Genomic DNA, 13,098 nt, shown 5'->3' with positions numbered 1-13,098 from the left:
TAGTATTACCCGATTCATTAAGCCATTTACTTTCCTAAACAAAACTGAGAAAAAATTTGGTCGATTAAATCTTCTGCCACTGCTTCGCCAATGACTTCACCTAACGACTGCCATGCATTTTTCATGTCAATTTCAGCCATATCTAGTGGAACACCCTGCTCCACTCCTTCTATTACATCTTTAATATTTTGTTTTGCTTGCTCCAAAAGCTGAATATGCCTGGCGTTACTGACATATGTTTGATCATTCATTTCTACTTCGCCTGCAAAAAACATGTTTTTTATCGCTTCTTCTAATAAACTTAATCCTTCTTCTGTTTTTACAGATAAGGGGATAAATGGTTTACTGCCACTTCTTTGTCTTATTTCTTCATAGTCAATCTTTTTTGGTAAATCCAGTTTATTGATTATCAGTATAGTAGGCAGATCCCTTACTTTTTCAAGCAATCGATAATCTTCGGTCTGCAACGGCTCCGAGTAATTCAACATAAGTAATACCAAATCAGCATTTTGCAAGGCTTCTTCTGAACGCTGAACACCAATTTGCTCAACAATATCTTCTGTTTCACGAATACCAGCAGTATCTAATAGTTTCAGAGGAATACCACGAACATTGACATATTCCTCGATTACATCCCTTGTTGTCCCAGGTATATCCGTAACAATTGCTTTATTCTCTTGTGTTAGAGCATTCATCAATGATGACTTTCCTACATTTGGACGCCCGATAATCGCAGTAGCAATTCCTTCACGCAGTATCTTTCCTTGTCGAGCAGTAAGCAACAATTGATCAATTTCTCTACCGATCGATTCACAACGCTCCAACACATACTGACCTGTTAGAACATCTGCATCATATTCAGGATAATCTACATTTACTGCAAGATGAGCTAGCGTCTCCACGATTTCATTGCGCAAGGAACGAATATGCAAAGAAAGCTTTCCTTCCGATTGGCGGATAGCTACTTTTGCTGCTTTATCTGTCTTTGCACGAATTAAATCAATGACAGCTTCCGCTTGCGAAAGATCGATTCTACCGTTTAAAAATGCACGTTTGGTAAATTCCCCAGGTTCGGCTAGACGAACTCCTGTTTTAAGAAGTACTTCCAGTGTCTTTTCAACTGCTATTAATCCACCGTGACAACTAATTTCTACTACATTTTCTCGTGTAAAAGTACGCGGGGCTAACATGACAGTTACCAATACTTCATCAATCGTCTCTTTGGTACTTGGATCGATGATATGTCCATAATGCACCGTATGAGTTTCTACTTCGACAAGGCTAGTTTTCCCCTGATATATATGATCCACACGAGTTAGTGCACTTGGCCCACTCACACGTATGATTGCTATACTGCTCTCACCCATTGCGGTTGCAATGGCAGCAATAGTATCGTTTTCCACATCATCCACCTCTCAACTAATAACTAATCTTAACACAAATGCACAAAGAAAACTGCTAGTCAAGGAATACCCCAAAAATAGATGAGAAAAACTACTTTCAATACAAACATTTCGTGTAACTGAGATTGATTAACCGAAAAAACGAGATTTGTAGGGAAATCACTCTCCCATCGGCATTCATTTACAATTCCCGGAATATTCATAGCATCGGGAAGATCATAAGTTGATCACATAGAGATGAAAAAAGCCTCCTAAAAGGAGACTTTACTTTGCTTCCGATGGTTTTTTTAACATTGGCTTTAAAATTAGTTGGTATTGCAAGATAGTAAAGATGTTACCATATACCCAATACAAAGCCATAGCAGCAGGGAAACTAAATGCTAAGACAAAGATCATTACTGGGAAAATCCATACCATTATCCGCATTTGAGGATTATCACCGCTACCCGATGACACAAATTGAATGTATGTAGTAATCGCCGCTAATAATGGCAGTATATGATAGGGATCAGGTTGTCCTAATTGCAAATATAAGAAAGAAGATTTAGCGATATTTGCATCTCGTACAATCGCCTGATAAAAAGCAATGAGTACAGGCATCTGAATCAAGATTGGAAAACAGCCCGCCATCGGATTTACATTATGTTCTTGATATAACTTCATAGTCTCTTGTTGCATTTTTTGCGGATCTTTTTTATATTTTTCGCGTATTTTAACCATTTGCGGTTGAATTTTTTGCATCTCTTGCATACTTTTTTGTTGACGGTATGTTAATGGAAATATGATAAGCCTCACTAAAAAGGTTACAACTAAAATAGAAAGTCCATAATTTCCAAGTTGTTTTGAGAACCAATCCAACAAATGAGCCAATGGAATGACAAAATATTTATCCCAAATACCTGCGTGAGCCGGATCTAACTTAGCATAATGAGCGCCGTTAGTAGAACAACCACTCAACATCAAGACGGCAAAAAGGGCGATCAGAGCAAATAGAAAATACTTTCGCCGCTTACTCAACGATAACTCCTCCTCAAGATAAAGCCAAATCTCCTTATTTATGGAACATGATCAATTCCACCAGGATGAAATGGATGACATTTGCAAATTCGCTTTACTGTATAGTAACCACCGCGCCAAAAACCATGTCGTTCAATTGCAGTTAATCCGTACTGTGAACAAGTTGGGTAAAAACGGCAACTGGGAGGTAGTAGCGGTGAGATGAATTTCCGATAAAAGCGGATAAAGAGAATAGCTAGATATTTCATCATTGCTCACTCCTCTTTGTCACTTTTGGGACATGATTGAAAACGTTCGCACGTTTCATAACATGACGAAGACTTGATTCAATCTCATTATATTTTAATCCTACTACTGGATTACGAACAATCAAGATAAGATCGAATTGTGGATGAATGTGATCAACCCAATGCCGAACAACCTCCTTGATCAGCCGTTTGATCCGGTTTCGCACTACGGCCTTCCCTATCTTGCGACTTATGGAAATTCCTATGCGAGGAACATCATCATCCATTCGCTTGAAAGTATACAGGACAAATTGGCGATTTGCTACCGATGTACCTGCCCGAAAAACTCTGCGAAAATCTTTGCGTTTCTTTAAGCGAAAAGGTCTTTGCACAAGATAGGCTTCCTTTCTCCAGTGAGGATATATCTATATGGAAAAAAAGACCACAGTATGTAAGTGGTCCCAGGATTAAGCAGATAGCACTTTTCTTCCTTTACGACGACGTGCAGCTAATACTTTACGTCCATTTTTCGTAGCCATTCTCGCGCGGAAACCATGTACATTTTTCCGTCTGCGATTACTTGGTTGGTAAGTTCTCTTCATCTATATTCACCTTGAAATTCAAGGTTACCTCCCTTCTTATTCCCATAGTAAGTCGCTCTAGTCGACAATCCTCCCTATTATAGCTATCTGAAGGGTATAGTGTCAAGAAACAGGAGGAAAGGATCGTTTAACAAATATCTCAACTGATCCCATGAAGGAACATCTGATATTCCAACAAACCAATTTACTTAATAGTCAAATTGAAGTAGTAGTGTATTCTTTGATTGAAAAAATTCTTAGCAGTATTATTAAATAGCTATGCTTATTTAAAAAAACATATCAATACAAAATCTTTTATATGGGATCATTTAGAATAATGCACATGTGTCAATTTATCAGGATTTGCGACGATAAAAATATTAACAATGCGATCATCCATGACATGGAATGAAATGACAGTCAACGTTTTTTTATCTGTATATAAAAGAATTCCAGGTAGGCCATTTACTGTGGTGATACAGTAATTTACACTCGAAGGCAAACTTTGGAAATTTGTTGTCAAGCCGGAAAAAATTGATATATGACCATGAAGAGGTTGCAATCGTGCCCTAACTTTTCCTCCTCCATCTGCAAAGAGTACCGCATCAGTTGATAAAAATTTCAAGATTTGAGTCTTATTTCCTGAGGAAAGAGCATTCATAAATCGCTCCACCAAGTGTGTAGTTTTATCCTGATCTAAGGGCTTCAAATCCGGATCATATGTTACGCTGAGACTGCGTTTTGCTCGAAGAAATATTTGCCGGCAGTTCGCATTGCTCTTGCCAACAATGTCAGCTATTTCTTCATAATCGTACTGCATCACTTCGCGCAGCAAGAAAACAGCTCGTTCCACATGGGATAATTGTTGCAGCAACAGCACAAAAGCGGTGGATACCGATTCCTTCTGTAAGTATGATTCCAATGGATCCATTTCGTCACTTGATGTTGTCACAAGCGGTTCAGGCAGCCAAGTTCCGATATAGTTTTCCCGCTGTTTTCTCGTTGACTGAAGCAGATTGAGACAGCGGTTCGTTACAATTTTGCATAAATATGCTTTCATATTTTGAATGTGATCAGAATTAGATTTATATATGGTTAAAAAGGCTTCTTGAACAATATCTTCCGCATCCACGACACTGCCCAGCATACGGTAAGCAAGAGAGAACAATAGTGGTTTGTATTCGGTATAGAATTCTGCTGTTTTTATGTTTTCCAAGATGTCAGCTACCCTCTTTCTTCCTGTTACTCGCACTACAATGGTTTCTTGCCTACCCTTACAGCCTGTTTCCATATCCTTTAACATACAAAGCGCCGCACGTCTTCCACTTGCCGCCGCAGCATCTGCAAATCTTCTCCATGGGTGGCCCACTCTCCCGCACATACAGCCCTGCAACTGCATCAATTTTTGTCAGCGTGTTAAACTCCATCTTAACTGACCAGCTTAAGTTTCAAGAGATTAAAAATTTAAACATATGGTTTACCCTATTATCCCATAGAACTGATGTGTCTACCTTCCACTCTGATACCTAAATCTTGAAAGATTTCATCCACTGCCCCTCCCTTGACTATTGCATGAGCGCCAAGATCGAAGACAGCCTCGTTTTTCATGATAGATATTGCCCGGTCACTTAGTCGGCTGGCCTTTTCGAAAAGAAAAACAGACTTCCTTGCTTGGGCCAAATCAAATGTTGCAACTAAACCTGCAATGGCTCCATCAATGATTGCAACATCAAACTGTTTCACCATCCTTACCTTCACTCGTTATTTGTCTTTCATACACTTAGACAAGGAAAGGGATGGATTTGTGACATTTGTTCATCACCTTTTCTATATCAGTTAATTTGCAGTTCAGAACCAGCATATCTGCCGCCTGAGAGGTGACAGTTCCTATAAATAGAAATCAGATCGATTCACGACTGAATCGGTCTTTCTTTTGGATAAAGCAAGTGAGCCCATTTTCATTTGGTTCTGTACCCTTACAAGATCTCTTTTAACAATTCTACCATTCTTGTAGGCTCTTCTCTTTTTGTAAAATCAGGATCTACACTCGCGAACCGAATTTTTCCTGATTGGTCTATAAGATAAGTTGCTGGAATTGGGAGCTTCCATTCATCATTCCCATTATATTTTTTTAGATCCGCACTAAATGCCTTATAAATTTCAATTTGATAATCAGGTAGCTTAAATAGTAAATGGTAGTTTTCAGCAACGCTTCCATTCGTATCACTTAAAACAAGAAATTCCAACTCGTTTTTTTCTTTCGTCGAGAGTGAAGAATCAGGTGTTTGAGGACTAATAGCAATTAATTGTCCTCCTGCTGCTTTTATATCTTTTAAAACTCGTTGGTAAGCTCTCAATTCTAGATTGCAATACGGGCACCATCCGCCTCGATAGAAAGTTAAGATAACAGGTCCTTTTTTCAATTCTTCATAAAGGATAACGGAAGCACCTGCAGCATCTTTTAACGTAAAATCAGGAGCTTGTTCGCCAATCGATAATCCCTTTGCTACATTCGATTCACTCAATTCTTTTGTTGCTTGGGCAATCATTTTTTTGTTTTCGGTCATGGCTTCTTTCTGAACGCTTTCTTCGAATTTCCGGATATCATCAACTAATTTTGTCATTGTTTTCACCTCTAGATTTTCTCCATATTATCCATGTGCTGATTTGCCTTTCATAAACTGAGACAAATAAGAGTGTGAAATTGTGACAGACATCCATACTTTTTCTGCAAAAAAAATAATAAAACGAGATATGCAATCTATAAAAAACCTTTGGTATTATCTTTGTCATACTAGAAATGATGTTTCGTAATTTTTTGTTCCTTATTTTCAAAAAACACAGTAGAAAAGTAGTATGATTTCCTAATAAATTCTACTATGCCTAAAAATACAGCGTTTTTTCCACTTATCCACTCTTTATCAACAACTTACTAACAGGTTATCAACAACTTTTCCACAGGTTATCCACAGGCGAGCAAAAAAGGGGATTCAAAAAAGTCAAATATACTCATTTTATTGGTATTTATTGACTGGAATGGATGTAAATAGGTTTTTATTTTTGTTAAGAATAGATTTACATGCATATTATGTATTGAATTATACTGTTATGAGAATATTAGGTTTCCCCCACTTATCCACTTTTTTTCCACAACTTATTAACAGGTTATCAACAACTTTTCCACAGGTTATCCACAGATTTTATTCTATCCAGCTGATTTTTCGTCTGATTTGTGAAAAATTTGGATCATTGTGGGTAACTTTTTTCAAGTTATCAACAACTTATCCACGGATTATACACAGATTTTCGGCCTGTGGATAAGTAGTTATCCACAGGCTGTGAATAAGTGGATAACTGTTTAAAAGTCCTTGTCATATCTAGTTCATTTTGATATTCTTATTTTGTTTTCTCCGTGGATAAGTTTTTTTATTTCTCATGTTATCCACAGATTGTGGATAAGTTTAGATGTGAATAATTAGAACTGTTTAACACTAAGTTATCCACAGATTGTGGATAATGTGTATAACTCTGTGGAGTACTTCATTCTTATACTTTCTGTTTTGTGGATAACTATTTTGAAATCCAAAAAGAGAGGAGGATTTCGTACATGTATTCTGCTGATGAACTATGGCTACATGCATTGAAATCAGCTTGCTCCGATGAATCGGCAGATGTAGAACAGCTATTGATTCAAACAAAAGTGGTGGAGAGTAAACCAAATTTTTTACTCATAGCAGTGCCTGATTTTTTTACAAGAGACTGGCTTGTACATCGAGCAAAGAGTAAGATTTTATTGGCGTTAAGGGAAATTTCAGGTGTCCCAATGGAAGTCGATTTTGTGCTGCATTCACTTGATGAAACAGAAGTAAAAAGCACCAATGACACACCTGATGAAGTCTCCCCTACTTCATTGGATGAAGTGTTAACACCAGAAATACAAATGCAGACTGAAGAAGACCCATCCTCTTCCCAACTGAATCCTAAGTACACATTCCAAACATTTGTTATTGGACCTGGCAATCGATTTGCCCATGCTGCTTCCCTTGCGGTAGCTGCACAACCTGCAAATACTTACAACCCATTGTTTATCTATGGCGGTGTTGGTTTGGGGAAAACGCACTTAATGCATGCCATTGGACACTACGTAAAGCAGCAAAATCCTGAGAGCCGTATTTGCTACATATCTTCTGAGAAGTTTACAAATGAATTCATCAATGGAATTGTCAGTGGTAATGTTGAACCTTTTCGCAATCGATATCGCTCCGTAGATGTTCTGTTAATAGACGATATTCAGTTTCTAGCGAAAAAAGAAGGGACACAAGAGGAGTTTTTCCACACTTTCAATGCATTGCATGAATGCCATAAACAAATTATTATTTCGAGCGATCGGCCTCCAAAAGAAATTCCTTTTTTAGAAGACCGTCTTCGCTCTCGATTTGAGTGGGGACTAATCACCGATGTTCAGCCGCCTGATTTGGAAACTAGAATCGCCATTTTACGCAAAAAGGCTATTGCAGACAACTTAGAAGTAACGAACGAAGTGCTGTATTATATCGCTGATCAAGTTGCAAATAATATTCGTGAATTGGAAGGCGCACTTATACGTGTAGTTGCTTATTCTACTATGCTTAACCAAGCAATAACGATAGATCTAGCTCATGAAGCATTAAAAAACTTAGTCTCACCTAATCAACCAAAGAAAATAGGAATACCAGAGATTCAACAAGTAGTGGGAAATTACTATCAATTGCGGGTGGAAGATTTAAAGAGTAAAAAACGTACCAAGACAATCGCATACCCAAGACAAATTGCCATGTATTTATCTCGTGAATTAACGGAGAGTTCCTTACCAAAAATCGGGGAAGATTTTGGCGGACGCGATCACACAACGGTCATTCATGCTCATGAAAAAATAAGTCGCATGTTGAATCAAGATCAAGAGTTAGAACAAGTGATTTTGGAACTAAAAAATCGTCTTAGTCGAAACAGTTAATCACAGCCTAATGTGGAAACTGTGGACAACTCACCCATGCCTATACACAGCTTATCCACAACGTGTATAGGCTTTGTTGCTTGTCCCAACCCACTTATCCACAGTATCCACAGGTACTACTACTACTACTACTATTTTTTATTAATAATTAATTAAATAAATAATAGAGTTTGTGAATAAAAATTGAGACGAAAAAAAGTGAAAAATTATCTTACAGAAATGTTCGAGGAGGATCTTATGAAATTACGAATCTTACAAAGTGTGTTGGTAGATGCTGTATCACAGGTAATAAAAGCAGTTTCCACTAGAACTACTATTCCTATTTTGACAGGTATTAAAGTAACCGCAGAAGAAAATCAATTGATTTTAACTGGTAGTAATTCTGATATAACGATTGAAACCAGAATTCCCAGTGTGAAAGATGAAAAAGAACAGTTATTTGTGGAAAAAATAGGGAGTGTAGTTGTTCCTGGTAAAATTTTTGCAGAAATTGTTCGCAAACTTCCTGGAAATGAGGTAGAGTGGATTGTTGGTGAACGAAATGCAATTACGATTCGCTCCGGAAAAGCCGAATTCCAACTACATGGCTTAACAAGTGAGGAATATCCATCTTTACCACAGCTTTATGAAGAACAAGTATTTTCTTTATCAGCTGAGTTGCTTCGTACACTAGTTCGTAAAACGAGTTTTGCTGTTGCTGTTAATGAAGCACGCGGTGTATTCACTGGAGTTTTATTCCAGTTGGAGGATGGTTTATTGACTTGTGTTGCAACAGATAGTCATCGTTTATCTCGGCAACGAACAAATGTCGAAAGTTTACCAGATTTGCAGATGAAAAATGTCATTATCCCTGGTAAAAGTATGAGTGAACTCGCAAAAACATTTGCAGATGAATCTGAATTAGTAGATTTAGTAGTTGCAGGAAATCAGCTGCTTGCCAAAACAACACATCTTTCTTTTTATACACGATTGCTAGAAGGGAGTTATCCTGATACGAACCGTGTGATACCGCAGACAGGAGATGTTGAGGTTACTACAAAAACAAAAGAATTGTTACAATCTGTTGAGCGTGCGTCACTTATTAGCAGGGATGGCAGAGATAATGTGATAAAATGGACTGTGAGTGATAATCAAGTACAGATCACTTCTGCTTCACAGGAAATAGGAAGTGTTGTAGAAGAGATCCAAGCAGATGTAAAAGGTCCATCATTAACGATTTCTTTTAATGCAAGATACATGATAGAAGCACTTCGTACGATTGATAGTGAGGAAATCCACATTCAATTTACAGGTTCCATGACACCGTTCCTCATACAACCTACTGATCGTAATGATTCACTCCACCTAATCGTGCCAATTCGAACCCGTTAAGGCAGAAAGGATTATCCATGAAGAAAATTCCTATCCATGGTGAATATATGACTCTTGGACAATTACTAAAATCAATTGATCTCATTGCAAGTGGTGGAGAAGCAAAGATCTTCCTACAATCCTACAGAGTATTAATAAATGGTGAAGTCGATGATCGAAGAGGACGTAAACTATATCCGCAAGATAAAGTTGAGATTGAAGGATATGGTAAGATTCATTTGGTATAGTGGAGGGATAGCGCATTGCATGTAACATCGTTACAACTTCAACAATTTCGCAATATCCCAGAACTAGAATTGAATTGTCCTGAAGATTTACATCTGTTTATTGGTGCTAATGCGCAAGGGAAGACAAATTTATTGGAATCTTTATATCTTATTTCCCTTGGCAAATCCCATCGCACGAGATCTTTGCAAGAATGTATTCGATTTGGTCAACAAACTGCTATGATTCGAACAAGAACAGAGGATAAGACAAGAAAAGCACGGTTGGAATTAACCCTCCTCCCTAAAGGGAAGAAGATTAAGAAAAATGGTCTGGAGATAGCAAAACTAAGCCAGTATATTGGCACATTGCCAGTTGTTTTGTTTGCACCCGAGGATTTACAACTGGTAAAAGGCGGTCCGCATGTAAGACGGCGATTTCTAGATGTGGAAATCGGTCAAATAAGTCCTACCTATGTTCATCAGTTGACCCAGTTGAAAAATTTGTTGAAAGAGCGAAATCAACTTTTAAAAAATTTGTCAAAAAACAATCAGTTTCCGCTCGATTTCTTGGATGTTCTTGATGAACAACTCATCCAGTTATCCGTATCTATTTGGCGAAAACGATTGGATTCGTTAGCTAGATTACAAAATTGGGCAGAAGAAATTCATCTTTCTATCACGAAAGGAGAAGAGAGACTCCAAATAGAATATATTCCATCTGTGCCTATTTATTCTCAAATGTCAGATCAAGAAATGAAAGATGAGATGAAGAAAGCACTCCAATCTGTGAGGAAAAAAGAAATTATTCTTGGAAATACCATGTTTGGCCCTCACCGTGACGATTTTTCTCTCCAGCAAAATAATTTGGATTATCATATATTTGGTTCTCAAGGGCAGCAAAGATCTGCTGCCCTCTCCTTAAAGTTAGCAGAATTGCAGCTTGTCAAAGAAACAACTGGACATTATCCCGTATTATTGTTAGATGATGTCCTTTCTGAATTAGATGATTCACGCAAGACCCATTTGCTAGAATCAATACGTGGGCGAGTCCAGACTTTTGTAACGGCCACGGGTTTAGATGGAATTGATTTACAAACACAAAAACAGGCAGTTGTATACCATGTACAACATGGTCAAGTTACTCGAGCATAATGAGGTGATGATTATTGTTTATTCACCTTGGTGGAAACCAGATGATAAGATTAAGTGATGTAGTTGCGATTATTGATGCGGTTGGTGCTGTAAAATCTTCATCAAGTATTCCCCTGCCGGTTCATTCTGATGAAGAAGTGAAGTCATTTATTATCACTGCAAATCAAATTTATACATCACCAATATCTTCGAATACCTTACTCAAAAGATCTCAATCAGGATTAAAGGTGGTGAGTACGCTATGACAACTGGATACGATGAAACGCAGATACAGGTTCTTGAAGGATTGGAACCTGTTCGAAAGAGACCTGGGATGTATATCGGTTCCACATCAAGCAGAGGATTACATCATCTGGTGTGGGAAGTGGTTGACAACAGTATTGATGAGGCTCTAGCTGGACGATGTGATACGATCGAAGTTACGATTAATCCCGAAAACAGCATTACAGTTGTGGATAATGGTAGTGGTATCCCAGTCGGAATACAGCCAAAAGTAGGAAGACCAGCGGTCGAAGTAGTAATGACAGTACTTCATGCAGGCGGAAAATTTGACGGAGAAGGTTATCAATTTTCCGGCGGATTACACGGTGTTGGTGTTTCCGTCGTAAATGCGTTGTCGAGCGAATTAGAGGTTATCGTCAAACGAGATGGTAAAATTCATCGTCAAAAGTATTCTCGTGGTGTTCCACAAATGGATTTAGAAGTCATTGGTACGACCGAAACAACAGGAACAACGATTACTTTTCAACCAGATCCGGAAATTTTTACCGAAACATTAGAGTATGACTACGATACTTTGCGAAATCGTTTACGTGAGCTTGCTTTTCTTAATCGAGGTGTGACAATTGTTTTGTCAGATCAACGAGAAGAAGAGAAAAAAGAAGAAACATTCCAATTTGAAGGCGGTATCGCTTCTTTTGTAGCATATTTGAATCGTAATCGCGAAGCTTTACACGAACCTCCTATTTACCTTGAGGGTGAACGGGACAATATTCAAGTACAAGTTGCTTTGCAGTACAACGATACTTATTCATCTAACCTTTATAGTTATGCCAATAATATTCATACTCATGAAGGCGGCACCCATGAATCTGGTTTCAAAGCAGGGCTTACCAGAGTAATCAATGATTATGCTCGTCGCAATAATTTGTTGAAAGATAGCGAAAGTAATTTGACTGGAGACGATGTTCGAGAGGGTATTACAGCAATTATTAGTGTAAAAATCCCAGATCCACAATTTGAAGGTCAAACCAAAACGAAGCTCGGAAATAGTGAAGCGCGCTCTGCAACAGAGCAATTGTTTGTTGATTATTTTCAATCGTATCTGGATGAAAATCCAGCAGTTGGAAAGAAAATAATTAATAAATCTGTGACAGCCGCTCGTGCCAGAGAAGCTGCTCGAAAAGCAAGAGAACTCACGAGGAGAAAAAGTGCTCTCGAAGTAAGTTCTTTGCCTGGAAAATTAGCAGACTGCACAACGAAGGATGCCTCCATCAGTGAATTATTTATTGTTGAGGGTGACTCTGCAGGCGGCACAGCAAAGCAAGGCCGTGACCGAATGTTCCAAGCGATTCTCCCATTACGCGGAAAAATTCTAAATGTCGAAAAGGCACGTTTGGATAAGGCTTTGTCCAATGAAGAGATTCGGACAATCATTACAGCACTTGGAACCGGAATTGCAGATGATTTTCAGATCGATAAAGCCCGCTACCACAAAGTAGTTATCATGACAGATGCGGATGTTGATGGTGCTCATATTCGTACCTTACTGCTTACCTTTTTCTTTCGCTACATGCGCTCTTTGATTGAAGAGGGATATGTGTACATTGCGCAGCCTCCTTTGTTCAAAGTATCTCAAGGCAAGGTTATCCGCTATGCTTATTCTGATGCGATGAAAAATAAAATTGTGAAAGAACTAGAAGGAAAAGGGAAAATTGAAATTCAGCGCTACAAAGGTTTAGGTGAAATGAACGCTACACAGTTGTGGGAAACAACGATGGATCCTGACAGCAGAACTCTTCGTCAAGTTTCTTTCCAAGATGCAATGGATGCAGATCAAGTGATGGAGATGTTGATGGGTGATCGTGTTGAACCAAGACGGGATTTTATTCAAGAATATGCGAAACAGGCAACATTAGATGTTTAACA

The 13,098-nt window shown here is 38.3% G+C and carries 14 protein-coding genes; 6 read left to right on the top strand and 8 right to left on the bottom strand.

All coding sequences use genetic code 11. The features are described 5' to 3' along the window. Positions 1-26: 26 nt before the first annotated feature. From mnmE to AC5WOC_RS10955, 8 genes are all read right to left on the bottom strand, one after another. Positions 27-1,403, bottom strand: a complete 1,377-nt coding sequence (gene mnmE, locus AC5WOC_RS10990) for a tRNA uridine-5-carboxymethylaminomethyl(34) synthesis GTPase MnmE (RefSeq protein ID WP_496055463.1) — start codon at positions 1,401-1,403, stop codon at positions 27-29. 264 nt (positions 1,404-1,667) lie between these two features. Beyond that, positions 1,668-2,420, bottom strand: a complete 753-nt coding sequence (locus AC5WOC_RS10985) for a YidC/Oxa1 family membrane protein insertase (RefSeq protein WP_496055462.1) — start codon at positions 2,418-2,420, stop codon at positions 1,668-1,670. A gap of 38 nt (positions 2,421-2,458) precedes the next feature. Beyond that, a complete protein-coding gene (gene yidD, locus AC5WOC_RS10980; protein WP_496055835.1) occupies positions 2,459-2,668 on the bottom strand; it encodes a membrane protein insertion efficiency factor YidD in 210 nt (69 codons plus the stop codon). Continuing rightward, complete coding sequence (rnpA, locus tag AC5WOC_RS10975) at positions 2,668-3,039, bottom strand: ribonuclease P protein component (RefSeq protein WP_496055461.1); 372 nt, start codon at positions 3,037-3,039, stop codon at positions 2,668-2,670. The genes yidD and rnpA overlap by 1 nt, the downstream gene beginning before the upstream one ends. A gap of 75 nt (positions 3,040-3,114) precedes the next feature. Continuing rightward, a complete protein-coding gene (gene rpmH / locus AC5WOC_RS10970) occupies positions 3,115-3,249 on the bottom strand; it encodes a 50S ribosomal protein L34 (protein ID WP_028778273.1) in 135 nt (44 codons plus the stop codon). 304 nt (positions 3,250-3,553) lie between these two features. Next, positions 3,554-4,597 carry an RNA polymerase sigma-70 factor gene (locus AC5WOC_RS10965; protein WP_496055460.1) on the bottom strand — a complete coding sequence of 348 codons (1,044 nt, stop codon included), beginning with the start codon at positions 4,595-4,597 and terminating at the stop codon, positions 3,554-3,556. 116 nt (positions 4,598-4,713) lie between these two features. Further along, positions 4,714-4,974, bottom strand: coding sequence for an NAD(P)-binding protein (locus AC5WOC_RS10960; RefSeq protein ID WP_496055459.1), 261 nt, complete (start codon positions 4,972-4,974; stop codon positions 4,714-4,716). Positions 4,975-5,204: 230 nt separating this feature from the next. After that, positions 5,205-5,852: a peroxiredoxin-like family protein gene (locus AC5WOC_RS10955; RefSeq protein WP_496055458.1), complete on the bottom strand. Its 648-nt coding sequence runs from the start codon at positions 5,850-5,852 to the stop codon at positions 5,205-5,207. A gap of 983 nt (positions 5,853-6,835) precedes the next feature. On the opposite strand from AC5WOC_RS10955, the gene dnaA reads away from it, so the two are divergent. The 6 genes from dnaA (at position 6,836) to gyrB (ending at position 13,096) form a co-directional block, all read left to right on the top strand. Further along, positions 6,836-8,221, top strand: coding sequence for a chromosomal replication initiator protein DnaA (dnaA, locus tag AC5WOC_RS10950; protein WP_496055457.1), 1,386 nt, complete (start codon positions 6,836-6,838; stop codon positions 8,219-8,221). Between the two features lie 237 nt (positions 8,222-8,458). After that, the gene (gene dnaN, locus AC5WOC_RS10945) at positions 8,459-9,592 is read left to right on the top strand and encodes a DNA polymerase III subunit beta (protein WP_496055456.1); all 1,134 of its coding nucleotides are present in this window, start codon (positions 8,459-8,461) and stop codon (positions 9,590-9,592) included. A 17-nt stretch (positions 9,593-9,609) separates the two neighbouring features. Beyond that, positions 9,610-9,819 carry a S4 domain-containing protein YaaA gene (gene yaaA / locus AC5WOC_RS10940; RefSeq protein ID WP_496055455.1) on the top strand — a complete coding sequence of 70 codons (210 nt, stop codon included), beginning with the start codon at positions 9,610-9,612 and terminating at the stop codon, positions 9,817-9,819. A gap of 15 nt (positions 9,820-9,834) precedes the next feature. Then, the gene (gene recF, locus AC5WOC_RS10935; RefSeq protein ID WP_496055454.1) at positions 9,835-10,950 is read left to right on the top strand and encodes a DNA replication/repair protein RecF; all 1,116 of its coding nucleotides are present in this window, start codon (positions 9,835-9,837) and stop codon (positions 10,948-10,950) included. A gap of 14 nt (positions 10,951-10,964) precedes the next feature. Further along, complete coding sequence (gene remB / locus AC5WOC_RS10930; protein ID WP_496055453.1) at positions 10,965-11,195, top strand: extracellular matrix regulator RemB; 231 nt, start codon at positions 10,965-10,967, stop codon at positions 11,193-11,195. Then, complete coding sequence (gene gyrB, locus AC5WOC_RS10925; protein ID WP_496055452.1) at positions 11,192-13,096, top strand: DNA topoisomerase (ATP-hydrolyzing) subunit B; 1,905 nt, start codon at positions 11,192-11,194, stop codon at positions 13,094-13,096. Before remB ends, gyrB begins: the two co-directional genes overlap by 4 nt. The last annotated feature ends 2 nt before the right edge of the window (positions 13,097-13,098 follow it).

This window comes from Shimazuella sp. NTD247 (assembly GCF_059510415.1).
Note: the sequence above shows the minus strand (reverse complement) of the source record. Positions and strands in the feature narration are given on the sequence as shown.

Excerpts from the sequence above, each read along its gene's own strand:
- AC5WOC_RS10960 (WP_496055459.1), bottom strand. The coding sequence starts at position 4,974 with ATGGTGAAACAGTTTGATGTTGCAATCATTGATGGAGCCATTGCAGGT.
- dnaA (WP_496055457.1), top strand. The coding sequence starts at position 6,836 with ATGTATTCTGCTGATGAACTATGGCTACATGCATTGAAATCAGCTTGC.
- AC5WOC_RS10955 (WP_496055458.1), bottom strand. The coding sequence starts at position 5,852 with ATGACAAAATTAGTTGATGATATCCGGAAATTCGAAGAAAGCGTTCAG.
- dnaN (WP_496055456.1), top strand. The coding sequence starts at position 8,459 with ATGAAATTACGAATCTTACAAAGTGTGTTGGTAGATGCTGTATCACAG.
- gyrB (WP_496055452.1), top strand. The coding sequence starts at position 11,192 with ATGACAACTGGATACGATGAAACGCAGATACAGGTTCTTGAAGGATTG.
- yidD (WP_496055835.1), bottom strand. The coding sequence starts at position 2,668 with ATGAAATATCTAGCTATTCTCTTTATCCGCTTTTATCGGAAATTCATC.
- yaaA (WP_496055455.1), top strand. The coding sequence starts at position 9,610 with ATGAAGAAAATTCCTATCCATGGTGAATATATGACTCTTGGACAATTA.
- rpmH (WP_028778273.1), bottom strand. The coding sequence starts at position 3,249 with ATGAAGAGAACTTACCAACCAAGTAATCGCAGACGGAAAAATGTACAT.